Below are 16349 nucleotides of genomic sequence, written 5' to 3'. Positions count from 1 at the left end.
ATCGACTTGGCGAAAACTTTACCATCCGACGATCCGTGGGCCGGATCCGCGTGCACACCGGATCCGCGTACACATGAGCGCCGCCCGGTACCGATTCGCGGCTCAGGTACCGGGCGGCGGTTCCGGGGGGCGATCAGGCGCGCAGGTCCTTCACGGCAGCCGCGATCCGATCGCCGTAGGCCTGGTCGGCGGCCCGGAAGTGGCCGACGACGCGGTCGATGATGTCCTCTCGCGAGACCTGCGCCAGGAAGCCGGAGATGTTGGCCACCAGGCGGGCCTGCTCGTCCGCCGACATCAGCCGATACAGGTCGCCCGCCTGCACGTAGTCGTCATCCTGGGCGTGCGCCGGGGCCTCGTGGGTTCCGGTCGCGCCGGCCACCCCGGTCGGCGCCCACAGCGGCACACCGCTCTCGTACGGGCCGCCGAAGCTGTTCGGCTCGTAGTTCTTGGCCCGACCACCGGGGTTGGTCGCCATCTGCCCGTCCCGCCCGTGGTTGCGGGCGACCGTCGCGTGCGGCGCGTTGACCGGGAGCTGGGTGTGGTTGACGCCCACCCGGTAGCGGTGCGCGTCCGCGTAGGCGAACAGCCGGCCCTGGAGCATCTTGTCCGGGCTGGGGCCGATCCCCGGCACGAAATTGGCCGGGTTGAACGCCGCCTGCTCGACGTCGGCGAACACGTTCTCCGGATTGCGGTCCAGAACGAGCCGACCGACCTCGATCAGCGGGTAGTCGGCGTGCGGCCACACCTTGGTCAGGTCGAACGGGTTGAACCGGTAGGTCGCGGCCTCCGCGACCGGCATGATCTGCACCTTCAGCGTCCACGACGGTGCGACGCCGGCGTCGATCGCGTTGAGCAGGTCGCGCTGGTGCGAGTCGGCGTCGGCACCCGCGAGCGCGGCGGCGGCCTCGACGGTCAGGTTCCTGATGCCCTGGTCGGTCTTGAAGTGGTACTTCACCCAGAACGCCGCGCCCTCGGCGTTGACCCACTGGTAGGTGTGCGAGGAGAAGCCGTCCATGTGCCGGTACGACGCGGGGATGCCTCGGTCGCCGAACAGCCACGTGACCTGGTGGATGGCCTCGGGCGAATGCGACCAGAAGTCCCAGACGTTGTCCGCCTCCTGGCTGCCGGTGTACGGGTCGCGCTTCTGGGTGTGGATGAAGTCCGGGAACTTCAGCGGGTCCTTGATGAAGAAGATCGGGGTGTTGTTGCCGACGAGGTCGTAATTGCCCTCCTCGGTGTAGAACTTCACCGCGAACCCACGCGGATCGCGCACCGCGTCCGCCGAGCCGAGGTTGCCGGCGACGGTGGAGAAGCGGGCGAACACCTCGGTACGACGGCCCGGTTCGGCGAGGAAGTGCGCCCGGGTGAACCGGGACACGTCCGCGGTGACCTCGAAGTGGCCGAAGGCGCCCGAGCCCCGCGCGTGCACCACGCGCTCCGGGATGCGCTCGCGGTTGAACCGGGCCAACTTCTCGATCAGGTACTGGTCCTGGAGCAACAACGGCCCGCCGGGGCCCGCGGCCTGGCTGTTCTGGTTGTCGGCCACCGGTGCGCCGGATTCGGTGGTCAGCGTGTTCGGCTGCTGCGACATGGTCTGCGTCTCCCCTGGCGTTGCTCGTGCTGTGATCCGACGCCCAACCTAGAGCCAAGTTTGGACTTTGTCCAGAATAGTATTTAGACCAGTTCCAATCATGGACGTGTATCTTCGTTCCCATGAGCGACCTTCTGGAGCGACTGCGCGCGCGGGGATGGCGCCTGACCGCGCAACGTCGTGTGGTGGCCGAGGTCCTGAACGGGGACCACGTGCATCTGACCGCCGACGAGGTGCACGCGCGGGCCGGCGAACGGCTGCCGGAGATCAGCCGGGCGACCGTCTACAACACGCTGGGCGAACTCGTCCTGCTCGGCGAAGTGCTGGAGGTGGGCACCGACAAACGCGCGAAGCGGTACGACCCCAACGCCCACACCGCGCACCAGCATCTGGTGTGCGGCGCGTGCGGGACGATCCGCGATGTGCACCCGGACTGCGACCCGGTCGCCGGCCTCCCCGAGGCGGAGCGCTTCGGCTTCGACATCTCCGGCGCCGAGATCACCTTCCGCGGCATCTGCCCGGACTGCAAGCGCCCCTGAAGTGGCAACACCCGCGCCGGGGCACGGGTCAGGGGGACGCGGTCCGCCGGACCAGGTGGACCGCGCCGGCCCGGGCCGCCCGGCGCAGCGCGGACCGCTCCGCGTCCAGGTGCGCGTGCAGGATGTCCAGGTCCTCGTCGCCGCCGCACTCGGCGAGACCGAGCAACATCCCCGGCGACGCCTGGGCGCGCAGGAAGTCCCGGTAGGCGGCGGCCGGATCGGTACCCCCGGCCCGCAGTCTGCGCCGCGCGGCGTCACGCACCTTGGGCGAACGATCCGCCAGGGCGCCCGCGAGCGCGGCCGGTTCCGTCCCGGCCGGCAGTACCTCGACCGCCCGCTCACGCACCCGCGGGTCGGGCACCCGCAGCAGCCGCAACGCGACGTGATGCCGGTCCCGACCGCGCAGGCGGGCCAGCAGCGCATGCCCGGCGGCGGTCCGGCACGCGTGGTCCGCGTCCCGCAGCGCGATCGCCAACAGGGCCGCCTCGTCCAGGAGTTCGACCCCCAGGCGACGCACGCTGGGCTCCTTCTCGGCGGCCAACGCACGCCCCACGGCGTCCTGACGCGGATGTGCGAGCAGCGCCTGGCGATAGGCGTCCAGCACACCCTTGGACCGGGCCCGCCCGCTGAGGGCGTCGAGCACGGGCACCACCGCCCGCACCTCGTCCGGCTCGTCGTGCCAGCGCAGCGCGGCCAACGCCCGATCGCGCACCGAGTCCACCCAGTCGTCGGTGCGCAACGCCAGGAAGACCGCGGCCAACGGCCCTGGCTCGGCCGCCAGCCGAACCACCGCCTCCTCGCGCAGCCCACCGTTCTCGTCCATGCTCGACACCGCGGCCACCAACGGATGCGGACGCGTACGCAACAACACCCGGGCCGGCCCCAATCCGCCGAGCACCCCCACCGCCGACCTCGGGCGAGCGGCCCGATCCACCCGCACGAGGGTGCCTGCGGACAACCCGACCACCCGCGCCACCACCGCGTCCAGGTCCCCGTCCCCCGTCAGCGCCACCCCCCGCAAATACGCCACCAACTCCGCCGGCCCGCCACCCCCGGGCCACTCCCCCACAACAATCCCCGCGTCCCCGACCCCCCGGCCCCGCCACAACCGCCCACGCCCCATAACCCGCCTCCCGTCCATCCCTCAGCCCACCACACCCCCACCCCCGACAACCCACCGCCCCACCGGATCCACCCCACCCGACACCCAAGAACCCTCAACCACCACAACACCGAGCCCGCCCAGCCAACCCGGCGCTCGAAGACACCAAATACGCCCAACACCCACCCGCAGCCAACCCACCCGACCACACCAAATCAGCCCGTCCGGCGCCTGAGAACCCCCGACCCCACCACCCCACCCGACCGCAAAATCAGCCCGTCCGGCGCTTGAGGACCCCAAAGCCGCCCAACACCCGCCCGCAGCCAACCCACCCAACCGCACCACATCCAGCCCGTCCGGCGCTTGAGGACCCCAAATCCGCCCAACACCCACCCGCAGCCAACCCACCCAACCGCACCAAAATCAGCCCGTCCGGCGCCTGAGGACACCCGACCCGGCAACACCCAGCACGGCAACCCACCCCGACCGCAGCACATCCAGCCCGTCCGGCGCTTGAGGACCCCAAATCCGCCCAACACCCACCCGCAGCCGACCCACCCGAGCGCACCAAAATCAGCCCGTCCGGCGCTTGAGGACACCAAAGCCGCGCAACACCGAACCGCGTCGCGGAGCCAACCTCAACTCGCCAGCGACTCCGCACGAAACGCGTCGAGCAGCCGCTGCGCCTTCGCCGCGACCTCCGCGGGACCGTGCTCCACCGCTGGCCCACACCAGTGCTCCGCGTCGGCCAGATCCCCACGCCGCAGCGCCAACACCACCAGCCGCAACGCCGCCCGCCCGTGCCCTCCGCGCGCCGCCACCGTCAGCCACGGCTCCGCGCCCTCCGGGTCCCCGTGCCGCAGGTGCAGCAGCGCCAGGTTCCACGCGCCCGAGACACTGCCCGCCTCGGCCGCGACCTTGAACCGCCGCGCCGCCGACTTGTCCTCGCCGCGTCGCGCACACAGCACCCCGCAGCGCAGCGCCGCCGTCACGTGCCCCGCGTCCGCGGCCACCCCGTACCAGCGCTCCGCCTGCTCTCCCGCCCCCGCGTCCGCGAGCATCGCACCGAGCCGAAACGCCGCCGTCGGCCGATCCGCCCGCGCCGCCGTCTCATACGCGCGCGCCGCCCCCTCGGCATCGCCACGACGCTCCAGCAACAGCCCCAACTGGAGCGCCGCGTCCGCGTGTCCGGCCTCCGCCGCCCGCTGCCAGCACGTCTCGGCGGCGTCGTCGAGACCGTTGCGCGAGTGCAGGATGCCCAGGTTGTACGAGCCGTCCACGCTGCCCGCCTCGGCGGCCCGCGCGAACCATATCCGCGCCTCCTCGTCGTCCCCGCGCTCCAGCAGCAGCCCGGCCAGCGCGTTGGCCGCGTCCCCGTGCCCGGCGTACGCGGCCATCCGGAACCAGCGCTCGGCGCCCGCCACATCCTCGTGCTCGGCGTGCAACAGGCCCAGGTTGAAGGCCCCGTTGCACTCACCCGCCGCCGCGGCCCGCTCGTACCACCGGGCCGCCTCACCGGCGCGCCCACCGGCGGCGAACCACGCGCCGAGCGCGTTGGCCGCCGTACCGTCGCCGGACTCCGCGGCGACCTGCCACCACCGCACCGCGCCCTCGACGTCGCCCGAGTCCTGCAACAGGAACCCGAGCGCCCGGGCGCCCTCGGCATCGCCCTCCTCGGCGGCGAGCCGGTACCACCCAATCGCCTCGGCGGTGTCCCCCGCGCGCTCCAGCGAGGTCGCCAGCCGCACCGCGGCCCGCACATGGCCGCACGAGGCCGCGCGCAGGAACCACGTCGACGCCGCGCGCTCGTCGTCGCGCTCCTGCCCCATCCGGCCGAGCCGATAGGCCGCCTCGGGATGCCCCGCCTCGGCCGCCCGGCGATACCACCGCTCGGCCCCGGCCCGCCCGGTCAGCTCGAAGAACTCGCCCAGCGTGAGCGCGGCCCGCACATGCCCCGACTCGGCCGCGTTGCGCAGCCAATAGACGCCCTGCCCGGACAGATCGTGGTACTCGCCCACACCCGCGCCCCCGCCCGCGCCGGCACCCGCCCGCGCCGCGTCGGCCTGATCCAGCAGCAGCGCGCCGAGCGAGAACGCCGCGATCCGGCTGCCCGCCTCGGCCGCCCGGTGCCACCACAACGACGCCGCGTCATCCCGCCCCTGACGGTGCATCAACACGCCGAGGTTGGTCGCCGCGCCCCGGTGTCCCGCCTCGGCGGCCCGGCGCAACAACTCGGCGGCCTCGTCCTGTTCGCCCCGCTCGAGCAACATCAGCGCGAGGGTGTTCGCGGCGGAGGGGCTGCGGCCGGCCCGCTCGCGATAGCGTCGCTCGAGTTCGGCCGACTCGTGTCGATCCAGCGCCTCCTGCCCCTCGACGCTGCCGCCGGGACTACGCCGGCGCGGTCGGAACGGAACCAGGACCGCGTAGTCGTCGGGATGTGCGGGAGCGGTCGCGGCAGCGGCCCGACCGCGGTCCAGGACCACGGTGTCGGGGCCCTCCGGCACCGCTTCGAAGACGTCCGGATCCGGCGGTGGGTGCTCCCCCCGCCGTCCGCGATGTCCCTTCCACGCCCCCATGAGTCCATCGTGGCATCTCGGGCCACATCCATGCAGTCGCGATTCGGCAACGACCCACCCGACTCGGACCGAATTGTGGCGGAACACACCTTGTCGGCGCACGCACGAAGGGCCCGGTCGTGAGACCGGGCCCTTCGATGTGGTAGCGGGGACAGGATTTGAACCTGCGACCTCTGGGTTATGAGCCCAGCGAGCTACCGAGCTGCTCCACCCCGCGTCGGTAGACCCAACTGTACGACAGCGCCCCGGGGCAGGCAAATCCGCTCCGAGGCCGCCCCGGGCGCCCGACACGGCGCCCTCGCCCCGCGCGCATCGGCGTGTCCGCCGGGAGAGCGGCCGGATTCAGACCATGGGGTGAACATGCGCGCACCCGCGGCGCGCCCCACGCACTTCCCCTTTGGCGGCAATTACCCCTGGTTGCCCAGGAGTTCGATTGCGCCACAACCGGGTTGCCGGCCAATCCGAAACACGATCGGGTCTCGACATGGGGCCGGAAGCCGTCATGGCGTCCCCCCGATGGGGTACGGTCTGCGTCGTGGTCATATCAGGATTGGACCATCCGAGCATGCCGCGCCGAGTCCCGGTTCCGCCGATGGACGTAGGCCGAAGCGGCGTGGGCGAGCGCCTCGAGCGGCACCTCGCCCTCATCGGCCATGCCACGACGCAGGAGACGGCGAACAGCCTCGAATCGGCCGCCATCATCCAGAGCCTGGCTCCGCGCAACGATCAGCGCGGCACCCATCGGCTGGCACGCGTGACGTTGATGGCTCCGCTGCGCGCCAAGCGCCGCCGCCAGATCGCGCTCTAGTCCGACACCCTCAGGTCCGTGCGCCTCCGCCCGACTCTCCGAGTCGGGTCATGCCCCGAACCGGATCGCGGCCGACCCGACCGATCCTGCCGGCGGACATCGAGCAACGCGGCAGGACACGTGACTCACAGCACAAAAGAGTGAGAGGCCCGGTTCCCCAGGGAACCGGGCCTCTCACGTTTCACCAAGTAGCGGGGACAGGATTTGAACCTGCGACCTCTGGGTTATGAGCCCAGCGAGCTACCGAACTGCTCCACCCCGCGATGTGTTGTGCCTTGAGCTTACGTGACCCGAGGCCGCACACCAAATCGATAACGCGACGGGCCCGCCCCCCGAGGAGGACGGGCCTGCGTCACGCGTCACGCACCGGTGGTCACGGCTTGGGCGCCGTGGAGGCCGGTGGCGTCCCGCTCGCGGGCGGCGTCGACGCCGGCGGGGTGCCCGCCGGTGGCTGCGCCGCCTGCTCGGCCGCGATGGCCTTGTTCACGGCGGCCTGGAGCCGCTTCTGCGCCTCGCCGTACTTGGCGAAGTCACCGGCCTTCATGGCCGCGTCCGCGTCCTTGAGTGCCTGGTTGGCCTCCTCCAGCGCCTGCTTGACCGTCGGGTTCTCGGTCGTCGGCGGCGGCGTGGTGCCGGTGCCCGGCGGGGTGCCGGTGGACGGCGGCGTACCGGTGTCGGTCGGTGGCACCGTCGTGGTCGGCGAACCGCTGAACACCTTGCTCAGGGCCTGATCCAGCGTGTCCTCGAAGGCGATGCTGCCGCCGTAGGAGACCAGCACCTTCTGCAGCACCGGATACGACCCGGCGGCGTTCGCCTGGACGTACACCGGCTCCACGTACAACATGCCGCCGCCCACGGGCAGGCTCAGCAGGTTGCCGTAGACCACCACCGAGTCACCGCGCTGCAGGATGTTGATCACCTGGGCGACCGCGGCGTTCGACTTGAACTGGTTCTGCATCTGATCCGGACCCAGGATCGCCGTGTTCGGCGGCAGACTCAGGAGTCTGATCTTCCCGTAGCCCGGTGACCCCGGTTCGGAGTTCACCGCCATGAAGGCCGCCAGGTTCTGCCGTTCCTTCGGCACGAACGTGCTGGTCAACTGGAACGACTGCTGCGCGTCGGGCGCACCGCCCGGCGTCGCGGACGGCATCTTCATCGACAGGTAGTACGGCGGCTGGTCGCCCGAGCCCGGCACCCGGCCCGTCGGGTCCTTGGGGACCTTCCAGAAGTCGGAGCCGTTGAAGAACGTGCGCGGGTCGGTCACGTGGTACCGGGTGAGCAGATCGCGCTGCACCTTGAACAGGTCCTGCGGGTAGCGCAGGTGCTCCATCAGGGTGGGCGGGATCGTGTTCTTCTTCTTGATCGTGTTCGGGAAGGCCTTCATCCAGGTCTTCAGGACCGGGTCCTTCTCGTCCCACTGGTAGAGCTTGACCGAGCCGTCGTACGAGTCGACCGTCGCCTTCACCGAGTTGCGGATGTAGTTGACGTTGCCGGTGTTGCCGACCGCCCCCCGGGCCCGGTCCTCCGCGTTCAGCGAGTCCGCGGTGGCGTCGCCCAGCGTGGTGCGGGTCGCGTACGGATAACCGTTGCTGGTCGTGTACGCGTCGACGATCCACTGCACCTTGCCGTCTATCACCGCCGGGTACGGGTCACCGTCGATGGTCAGCCACGGCGCGACCGCCTCGACCCGCTCCTTGGGCGTGCGGTTGTACAGGATCCGGGAATCCTTGTTGATCGTGTCGGAGAGCAGGATGTTGCCCTCCTGGAACTTCGTCGCGTACAGCAGCTTGTTGAACATGCCGCCGATCGGGACGCCGCCCTTGCCGTTGTACGTGTAGGTGGCCTGGCCGGACGCGGTGTCGGTCGGGTAGTCCACCTCCGTCGGCGTGGTGTTCTTCGGCGCGCCCACGATCGAGTACTCGGTGGTCGACTCGCCGAAGTAGATCCGCGGCTGGTACGGACCGAGCGGGCTGGGCGTCTCCGCCTCCTGCGCGTCCGTACGGATGTTGCCCTCGATGTAGACGGGCTTGCCCTCGCGGTCCACCCGGGTGCCCTCGGCCGCGACGACGCCGTAGCCGTGGGTGTACTTGGTGTGGTCGTTGACCCAGTTGTGGCTCTGACCACCCTTCGGGTTGAGCTCGCGCAGCGCGATCACGGTGTCCTGCATCTTGCCGTCGATCATGTAGCGGTCGACGTCGAGCGTGGTCTGGAAGCCGTAGTACTGCCGCAGCTGCTGCATCTGATTGAACGTCGGCGAGACGATGTTCGGGTCGAGCAGGCGGATGCTGGCCGTGTTCGCGGCCTGGTCCTTGAGCTCGGGCTTGGCCTCGACGTTGCCGTCGTACCGCTCCGGCTCCACCTTGTCGATGCCGTACGCGTCGCGCGTCGCCTGGATGTTGCGCTCGATGTACTTGGCTTCCTTGGCCTGCTGGTTCGGCTTGACCTGGAAGCGCTCGACGATGGCCGGGTACAGCCCGCCGATGAGCACGGCGGAGAGCACCATCAGGCCGAAGCCGATGATCGGCAGCGCCCACGTGCGGCGGAAGACGTTGACGAAGAACAGCGTCGCGCAGATCAGCGCGACGATGAACAGGATCGTCTTGGCCGGCAATACCGCGTGCGCGTCGGTGTACCGCAGGCCGGTGAATTGCGAGGCCTGCTTGAAATCACCGGACGAGACCGCGAGCGAATAGCGGTCGAGCCAGTACGCGACGGCCTTGAACAGCACGAAAAGGCCGAGCAGCAGCGAAAGATGCGCCTGCGCGGCCGGTGTCGCCCGCGACCCCGGGCTCTGCACCCGAAGTCCGCCGTAGAGGTAGTGCGTGATCACCGCGAGGACGAGGCCGACGACGACCGCGACGAACGCGAAATTGATCAGGAACCGATAGAACGGCAGGTCGAACGCGTAGAACGAGACGTCCTTGTGGAACTGCGGGTCCTTGGTCCCGAACGAGACCCCGTTCACGAACTGGAGCCACGTCTTCCACTGTCCCGACGCCGACGTGCCGGCGATGATGCCGATGATGACCGACAGGCCGATCAGCAACCACGTGCGGAACGGGGTGATGGCCGACCGGTATCGGTCGAGACTCTGTTGCTCCAGCGACATCCCGCGAAAGGCCGGGCGCAGTCGATAGGCGACATACACGTTGGCGCCGACGGCCCCGGCCATGAGCAGACCGAACACCAGGAACAACCCGATGCGCGTCCACAGCTTGGTCGTGAATACGTTTCCGTAGCCGACCGACTTGTACCAGAGCCAATCCGTCCAGAAATTCGCGAACAGCACCCATGCGACAACGATCACCACGAGGATCGCCAGCGTCAGGAGCAGGGTTCTGGACCTGCGGGACGGAGCTCCCATTCTGATCCGACGGCCACCTGAGCCGCCTCGTTCGGGCATCTGAAAAACCAAGGGTGCGCACCTCGATCATTACCTGGACGCGCCCGGTCGGCGCTCGATGGGTCAACTTACCGAGACAGGACGTGGTTCCCCACAGACACGGCCGATACAGGCTCGTGATCCGCCGTGGGGCGAAGACGGGAAGATGGGGTCATGACCGTTGCACTCACCCAGGCCCTCGTCGAGATCGAACGCCACGTGGCGGCGTACGGCTGGGACCAGCAGGCCCGCCTCTACGCGCTCGTGGACACCGCGGAATTGGCCCGTACCGAACCCGACCTCGCCGCACAGCTCGGCTTGTCCGCCGACCGTGACGCGCCCATCGACACCCTTACTCCGATCGAGCAGGAGGAAGTCCCCGAGAACGTCGCGATCGACGAGTTCCTGGCCAGTATCGCGTGGCCGGACGCGGTGCTCGGCTGCGCGCTGGTGGTCGAGCGGCTGATGTTGCCGCCGTCCGCCGAGGCGACCATGCCCGCGGTGGGCAGCGATCGGGAGATCCACGAGTGGGTGGCGTCGCACCCGCAGCGGCAGGAGGTGCGGCTCGCGGTCGGCGTGCTGCGCGACGGATCGCGCGAGTCGGCGGTTCGGCTGCGGGACAAGGACGACGACTCCGAGGTGCTCTCCGGCGCGGATCTGGTGCCGGGGCTGGCCGAGGCGCTGCTGGCCACGTTCGGCGAGGGAGACGAGGACGAGGACCGATAGTCCCCGAGGGGGTCCGCACCGGTCACGCATGACATTCCGTCAGCGTGCCCTGGCCGGTGCGGATCGTCTCCAGGGCCTTGAGCGCGTCGTCCAGGGTCTCCACCTGGATCAGGGTCAGCCCGCCCGGCTTGGTCTGCGCGGCGGCGGTGCAGTTGGCCTTGGGCGTCAGGAAGTACTTCGCGCCCTGCCGGCGGGCCCCGATGGTCTTCATCTGGATGCCGCCGATCGCGCCGACCTTGCCCGCGTCGTCGATGGTGCCGGTGCCGGCCACGAACTTGCCGCCGGTCAGGTCGCCGGGGCTGAGCTTGTCCACGATGCCGAGCGCGAACATCATCCCCGCGCTCGGGCCGCCGACGTCCTCGAGGTGGATCTCCACCTTGAACGGGAACTTGGGCAGGATGCCCGGCGTGATGCCGACCAGGGCCCGACCGTCGTCCTCGGCCTTGCGGGTCACCACCTGCACGTCGCGCCGGGTGCCCCGGGCGTCCGCGGGGTCCACGGTGAGCGTGACGCTCTCGCCGGCCTGGTGCCTGGTGATCGCCGCGGCGACATCCTCGGGCTTGCCGATCGGCGTCCCGTCCACGGCCAGGATGATGTCGCCGGCGTGCAGCTTGCCGAGCGCGGGCGCGTCCTTGGCCACCGTGGACACGATCACCTGCTTCTCGATCGGGATGTTCAGCGCCGCGAACGCCGCGACCTTGGCGTGCTCCTGCGACGAGCTGAACTCCTCGGCGTTCTCCCGCTCGACCTCGGCCGCGGACTTGTCGTCGGGGTACAGCGACTTCTTGAGCACGACGTCCGAGTCGCCCTTGACCCAGCCGGCGAGCGCGTCGAGCAGCGGCATGTCGTAGGACTTGTTGGTCACCGACACCGTGGTCATGTTCAGGTGGCCGCTGGTGGGATACGTCTCGTGGCCCGAGATCTCGATGACCGGCTTGCCGCCTTCGTCACCGAGCGTGTTGTACGTGGGCCCGGGGCTCAGCTCGGCGTAGGGCACCGGCGCGAACAGGACGGCGCAGGCCAGGGCCAGCAGCAACAGCCCCGAGACGACCAGTGTGGCGGTGCGGCGCGACATGCGCCCGACCCTACGGCACCCGGGTTTTCCCGGTGTGGCCCGGGCCGTCACGGGGTTTCGCAGCCCGGTTCCGGGGCCGGTCCGGCGACGTCGTCGGGGGTGGGTTCGGATTGCACCGGGGTCGCCGTGCGGACCCGGTCCAGGGCCGCGCTCCATTCCGCGAAGTCGGACATCGAGTCGTGCATGCTCGGCGTCCGGAAGGACCGACAGGTCCACGCCGCCCAGCAGACCGCGAGCACGAGCGCGACCCCCGGAATTGCCCACCACCACGCGACAGACGCCATGACGTACTCCGTCCACAGGAGGGGGGAGGGTGACGGCTTAAATCATATGTATGTGGTGGAGATGGTGCATTTCCGCTGCTCCGAGGTGGGTGTGACCTCGGGGACGGGTGGGATCGGAGTGGGTTCCCGGGCCGGGTTCAGCAGGCGCCGACCCAGTCCGAGTCGCCGTCCACGAAGTGCTGGAGCTTCCAGATCGGCACCTCGTGCTTGAGCTCGTCGATCAGCCGCCGGCACGCGGTGAACGCCTCCGCGCGATGCGGGCAGGAGACGCCGACCACGACCGCGAGGTCGCCGATCTCCAGCCGGCCGACCCGGTGCACCGCGGCCATCGCGCGCACCGGCAGGTCGGCGGCGATCTTCTCCATCACCCGACGCAGCTCGGCCTGGGCCGAGGGGTGCGCGGAGTACTCCAGCGCGGTGACCGAGCGTCCACTGTCGGCGTTACGGACCGTACCGACGAACAGGCTCGTGCCACCGGCCGACGGGTCGCCGAGCGCGGCAAAAACCTCGTCGACGGACAACGGCGTGTCGCGGATCTCGGCGATGCGGATGACGTCCATACCGGGCAGTATCGCGCGCGACCGGTCGAGCGCGATCATCCCGGTCCCCTCGTGCACGTGTGCGCGTCGTCCGCGGGTGCCGGGCCCGTCCGCCCGGCACTCGCGGACGGGCCGCTCGTGGACGGCGGGGTCGGCGAAGGTCAGAAGCCGCGACGCCGGCGCCGGACCTTGCGCACGATCGCGGCCGTGCCCACCAAAGCCACGGTCGCGCCCGCCGCGCCGAGCGTGGTGGCGTCCTTGCGGCCCAGTCGGCGGGCCACCAGCGCGTGCCGCCCGTCGACGTCCTCCAGCAGCACCGCGAAGGCCGCCTCGTTGGTCCACACCGGGCGCCAGCCCGCCGCGCGCAGTCGCTCGGAGGGCACCACCCAGCCGTGCATCGTGTACGCGAGGTCGCCCGCCGGCGCGGGCGTGATGCCCAGCCGGTGCAGCCGTTCGGCGGTGCCCAGGGCCAGGGACGCGGGCAGCTCCATCCGGCGCATGCCGGACAGTTCCTCGATCTCCTCCTGTTCGAGCCAGCCCTCGGAGCCGACGGTGACCACACCCTCGACCCGGCCCAGCGCGGCGAACTCCAGCGCGGAGGCCAGGTCGTCGAGGTGGCAGAACTGCCAGCGCGGCTGCCCGCCGGAGACCACCAGCAGGCGCGGCGCCTCGAAGTGCCGGGTCATCACGCTGTCCGCCTCGGGCCCGCCGACCAGCGTCGCCGGGCGCACCACGGTGACCTTGACGTGCGGGTGGGCGCGGGGGGTGCGCTCGGCCAGTTCCTCGATCTCCAGCAGATCGCCGACCAGCGACGCGTCCGCCGTGGCGCGCAGCGGCGCGTCCTCGGCCAGTGGTACGGCGTTGTCCGGCAGCGCGCCGTAGACCATCGCCGAGGTGCACAGCACCACCCGGGGCACCCGGGCCGCGGCGGCGGCGGTCAGCACGGTCTGGGTGCCGCGCACGTTGCGGGCGCCGCGGGCGCGGGGTTCGGAGTCGAGCGACATGTCGAGCGCGAGGTGCACCACCACGTCCACGCCCTCCAGCCGACCGGCCAGGGCGGGGTCGCGGACGTCCATGATCCGCCACTGTGCGCCGGGAATCTCACCGCGCCGCTCGTCGATCGCGATCAGACGTTTGACCTGGTCGTTCGCGGCCAGGAGGGACGCGACGCGATGACCGAGGCCGGCCGCGGCACCGGTGACCGCGATGACCGGGCGCACCCGGGGCACACTCTTGTCCGAGGGCTGGTCCGAGGCCGAGGGAATGGGCTCCGGAGCGGTCTCCGAGGCATCGGTCCCGGTGCCATCGCTCGTGCTCTCCCGCCCGCTCCGCCCAGAGCGAACGCGTGGGGGCTGGGAACTCACTGGCGGTCTCCCGTGGTTAGTTTGGTACGAGCGGTTCGTCAAGAAAGGTACGCGCGACTGCTTGCCTTTCCTGTCAGTGTCCGCGATCCATCCTGCCGGAGGTGTTGTTGTGATCTTCACGCCAGGCGCGTTTCGGCCTTTGCGCGGCGTCGCCTCCGACCGGGACGGCGGACCGGCCGAGCGAGACGAGGTAACCGTGAGTCAGCATCGAGTGGTCGGGCCCGAGGGCGCCGCACACCTGGACAACGTAGAGGGGCCCAACCATGGCTGACTTCCCCTTCGGCTTCGGCAAGCCCTCGGGCGACGACGATCCCGATCGCCCCGGCGGCGGTTCCGGCGGCTCGAATCCGAACGACCCGTTCGGCTTCGGCGCGGCCGGCGGTGACCCGAACAACCCGTTCGGCGCGCTGTTCGGGCAGATGAACCAGGCCGACCTGGGCGCGGCCTTCCAGCAACTGGGCAAGCTGCTGTCCTACGAGGGCGGCCCGGTCAACTGGGACCTGGCCCGCGACATCGCCCGGCAGACCGTGGCCCAGCAGGGTGACGCGTCGATCGGCGCGGTCGAGCGGTCGGGGGTCGAGGAGTCGGTGCGGCTGGCCGAGCTGTGGCTGGACGAGGCCACCTCGCTGCCCTCCGGTGTGCACACCACGGCCGCCTGGAGCCGCTCCGAGTGGATCGAGGCGACGCTGCCCCAGTGGCGCGCGCTGGTGGAGCCGCTGGCCACCCGGGTGGTCGCGGCCATGGGCGAGATGATGCCCGAGGAGATGCAGAGCATGGCCGGGCCGCTGCTCGGCATGATGCGCGGGATGGGCGGCGCGATGTTCGGCGCCCAGGTCGGGCAGGCGCTGGGCGCGCTGGCCGGCGAGGTGGTCGGCTCGACCGACATCGGGCTGCCGATCGGGCCCGCGGGCAAGGCCGCGCTGTTGCCGGCCAACCTGACCGCGTTCGGTGAGGGCCTGTCGGTGCCGCAGGACGAGGTGCGGCTGTACCTGGCTCTGCGCGAGGCCGCGCACCAGCGACTGTTCGCGCACGTGCCGTGGCTGCGGCAGCACCTGTTCGGCGCGGTCGAGGCGTACGCGCGGGGCATCAAGGTGGACATGAGCAGGCTGGAGGAGGCCGCGGGGCGGATCGACCCGAGCAACCCCGAGGCGCTCCAGGAAGCCTTCTCGCAGGGTCTGTTCGAGCCCGAGGAGACGCCGGAGCAAAAGACCGCGCTGTCGCGTCTGGAGACGGCGCTGGCGCTCGTGGAGGGCTGGGTGGACGCGGTCGTGCACAGCGCGGCCGCACCCCGGCTGCCCTCGGCGGGCGCGCTGCGCGAGACGCTGCGTCGGCGGCGCGCGACCGGCGGTCCGGCCGAGCAGACCTTCGCCACCCTGGTCGGCCTGGAACTGCGCCCGCGCCGGTTGCGCGACGCGGCCCGGCTGTGGGCCTCGCTCGCGGACGCGCGCGGCGTCGACGGCCGGGACGCGGTGTGGCAGCACCCCGACCTGCTGCCGACCGCCGACGACCTGGACGATCCGGACGGCTTCGTGCACCACGCCGAGCTCGACCTGTCCGGCCTGGACGCCGAGCTGGACGCGGACCTGGACAAGCTGGAGTCGACCAAGCCCGAGGGCGACCGGCCCGGCGACGAGCAGGCCGGCGACGACAAGCCGGCCGGCGAGCCGGGTCGCGGCGAGGACTCGACGGGCGAGGACGACGGGAAGAAGGGGCCCGGCGCGTGAGCCTACGGCTCGACGCGGTCGACGTGCTGTCGAAGTGGGACGCGCCCGACGACCGTGCGGACCGACTGCGCGGGGCGTACCTGGAGCACTTGGCGGCGCACGAGGACGGCATGCTCAAGGCCTGTCGGGACGGGCACGTGACGGCGAGCGCGGTGATCGTGGACGCGGCCCGGGCCCGGGTGCTGCTCACCCTGCACGCGAAGATCCGCAGGTGGTTGCAGACCGGCGGGCACTGCGAACCGGTGGACCGCACGCTGGCCGACGCGGCGCTGCGCGAGGCGCGCGAGGAGTCCGGGATCGCCGGGCTGACCCTGCTCGCGGGCGGTGCGCCGGTGGGCCTGGACCGGCATCACACGCCGTGCGCGGTGCACCTGGACGTGCAGTACGTCGCGCTGGCCCCGCCCGGCGCGACCGAGCTGATCAGCGAGGAGTCGCTGGATCTGCGCTGGTTCGCGTTCGACGCGCTGCCCGCCGACACGGACGACTCGGTGCGTGCGCTGGTGGCCCGGGCCCGCGAGGCGGTCTGAGCCGCGCAAGCGCCACGAGGGGGGGGGGGGGGGGGGGGGGGGGGGGGGGGGGGGGGGGGGGGGGGGGGGGGGTGGGGGGGGGGGGGGGGGGGGGGGGGGGGCGGGGGAGGAT

Annotated in this window: 13 protein-coding genes and 2 tRNA genes; 5 read left to right on the top strand and 10 right to left on the bottom strand. The window is 71.1% G+C overall.

What is annotated here, in order from left to right; all coding sequences use genetic code 11:
• Positions 1-133: 133 nt before the first annotated feature.
• Positions 134-1591 carry a catalase gene (locus ACZ4FV_RS17610; RefSeq protein WP_465322867.1) on the bottom strand — a complete coding sequence of 486 codons (1458 nt, stop codon included), beginning with the start codon at positions 1589-1591 and terminating at the stop codon, positions 134-136.
• 122 nt (positions 1592-1713) lie between these two features.
• Here ACZ4FV_RS17610 and ACZ4FV_RS17605 point away from each other — a divergent pair, with 122 nt between their 5' ends.
• Positions 1714-2130 carry a Fur family transcriptional regulator gene (locus ACZ4FV_RS17605; RefSeq protein WP_395866248.1) on the top strand — a complete coding sequence of 139 codons (417 nt, stop codon included), beginning with the start codon at positions 1714-1716 and terminating at the stop codon, positions 2128-2130.
• Between the two features lie 28 nt (positions 2131-2158).
• Here the strand turns inward: ACZ4FV_RS17605 and ACZ4FV_RS17600 are convergent, their stop codons facing one another.
• From ACZ4FV_RS17600 to ACZ4FV_RS17590, 3 genes are all read right to left on the bottom strand, one after another.
• A complete protein-coding gene (locus tag ACZ4FV_RS17600) occupies positions 2159-3160 on the bottom strand; it encodes a hypothetical protein (RefSeq protein WP_395866250.1) in 1002 nt (333 codons plus the stop codon).
• Positions 3161-3870: 710 nt separating this feature from the next.
• On the bottom strand, positions 3871-5808 hold the full coding sequence (locus ACZ4FV_RS17595) for a tetratricopeptide repeat protein (protein ID WP_402230494.1): 1938 nt from the start codon (positions 5806-5808) through the stop codon (positions 3871-3873).
• Positions 5809-5948: 140 nt separating this feature from the next.
• Positions 5949-6025 (bottom strand) — tRNA-Met (locus ACZ4FV_RS17590).
• A 396-nt stretch (positions 6026-6421) separates the two neighbouring features.
• Between ACZ4FV_RS17590 and ACZ4FV_RS17585 the strand changes: the two genes are divergently transcribed.
• Positions 6422-6616 (top strand): hypothetical protein, encoded by a 195-nt coding sequence (locus ACZ4FV_RS17585; RefSeq protein WP_395866254.1) that lies wholly within the window; start codon positions 6422-6424, stop codon positions 6614-6616.
• Between the two features lie 189 nt (positions 6617-6805).
• Here ACZ4FV_RS17585 and ACZ4FV_RS17580 read toward each other — a convergent pair.
• Positions 6806-6879 (bottom strand) — tRNA-Met (locus ACZ4FV_RS17580).
• 110 nt (positions 6880-6989) lie between these two features.
• The gene (locus ACZ4FV_RS17575; RefSeq protein ID WP_395866256.1) at positions 6990-10019 is read right to left on the bottom strand and encodes a UPF0182 family membrane protein; all 3030 of its coding nucleotides are present in this window, start codon (positions 10017-10019) and stop codon (positions 6990-6992) included.
• A gap of 153 nt (positions 10020-10172) precedes the next feature.
• Here ACZ4FV_RS17575 and ACZ4FV_RS17570 point away from each other — a divergent pair, with 153 nt between their 5' ends.
• Complete coding sequence (locus ACZ4FV_RS17570) at positions 10173-10724, top strand: PPA1309 family protein (RefSeq protein WP_395866258.1); 552 nt, start codon at positions 10173-10175, stop codon at positions 10722-10724.
• A 22-nt stretch (positions 10725-10746) separates the two neighbouring features.
• Here the strand turns inward: ACZ4FV_RS17570 and ACZ4FV_RS17565 are convergent, their stop codons facing one another.
• The 4 genes from ACZ4FV_RS17565 to ACZ4FV_RS17550 form a co-directional block, all read right to left on the bottom strand.
• Complete coding sequence (locus tag ACZ4FV_RS17565) at positions 10747-11799, bottom strand: YlbL family protein (protein WP_395866260.1); 1053 nt, start codon at positions 11797-11799, stop codon at positions 10747-10749.
• 47 nt (positions 11800-11846) lie between these two features.
• Complete coding sequence (locus ACZ4FV_RS17560; protein ID WP_402230486.1) at positions 11847-12083, bottom strand: hypothetical protein; 237 nt, start codon at positions 12081-12083, stop codon at positions 11847-11849.
• A 137-nt stretch (positions 12084-12220) separates the two neighbouring features.
• Entirely contained in the window at positions 12221-12643 is a 423-nt protein-coding gene (locus ACZ4FV_RS17555) for a molybdenum cofactor biosynthesis protein MoaE (protein ID WP_395866264.1), read from the bottom strand.
• Between the two features lie 140 nt (positions 12644-12783).
• Entirely contained in the window at positions 12784-13986 is a 1203-nt protein-coding gene (locus ACZ4FV_RS17550) for an NAD-dependent epimerase/dehydratase family protein (protein ID WP_395866266.1), read from the bottom strand.
• Positions 13987-14249: 263 nt separating this feature from the next.
• Here ACZ4FV_RS17550 and ACZ4FV_RS17545 point away from each other — a divergent pair, with 263 nt between their 5' ends.
• Together ACZ4FV_RS17545 and ACZ4FV_RS17540 are read left to right on the top strand one after the other, a co-directional pair.
• A complete protein-coding gene (locus ACZ4FV_RS17545) occupies positions 14250-15710 on the top strand; it encodes a zinc-dependent metalloprotease (RefSeq protein WP_395866268.1) in 1461 nt (486 codons plus the stop codon).
• Complete coding sequence (locus ACZ4FV_RS17540) at positions 15707-16237, top strand: NUDIX hydrolase (protein WP_402230483.1); 531 nt, start codon at positions 15707-15709, stop codon at positions 16235-16237. The genes ACZ4FV_RS17545 and ACZ4FV_RS17540 overlap by 4 nt, the downstream gene beginning before the upstream one ends.
• The last annotated feature ends 112 nt before the right edge of the window (positions 16238-16349 follow it).

The organism is Embleya sp. NPDC025285 (genome assembly GCF_055558835.1).
Note: the sequence above shows the minus strand (reverse complement) of the source record. Positions and strands in the feature narration are given on the sequence as shown.

Coding starts and splice junctions, on each gene's coding strand:
- ACZ4FV_RS17610 (WP_465322867.1), bottom strand. CDS start 1,591: ATGTCGCAGCAGCCGAACACGCTGACCACCGAATCCGGCGCACCGGTG.
- ACZ4FV_RS17605 (WP_395866248.1), top strand. CDS start 1,714: ATGAGCGACCTTCTGGAGCGACTGCGCGCGCGGGGATGGCGCCTGACC.
- ACZ4FV_RS17595 (WP_402230494.1), bottom strand. CDS start 5,808: ATGGGGGCGTGGAAGGGACATCGCGGACGGCGGGGGGAGCACCCACCG.
- ACZ4FV_RS17575 (WP_395866256.1), bottom strand. CDS start 10,019: ATGCCCGAACGAGGCGGCTCAGGTGGCCGTCGGATCAGAATGGGAGCT.
- ACZ4FV_RS17570 (WP_395866258.1), top strand. CDS start 10,173: ATGACCGTTGCACTCACCCAGGCCCTCGTCGAGATCGAACGCCACGTG.
- ACZ4FV_RS17565 (WP_395866260.1), bottom strand. CDS start 11,799: ATGTCGCGCCGCACCGCCACACTGGTCGTCTCGGGGCTGTTGCTGCTG.
- ACZ4FV_RS17560 (WP_402230486.1), bottom strand. CDS start 12,083: ATGGCGTCTGTCGCGTGGTGGTGGGCAATTCCGGGGGTCGCGCTCGTG.
- ACZ4FV_RS17555 (WP_395866264.1), bottom strand. CDS start 12,643: ATGGACGTCATCCGCATCGCCGAGATCCGCGACACGCCGTTGTCCGTC.
- ACZ4FV_RS17545 (WP_395866268.1), top strand. CDS start 14,250: ATGGCTGACTTCCCCTTCGGCTTCGGCAAGCCCTCGGGCGACGACGAT.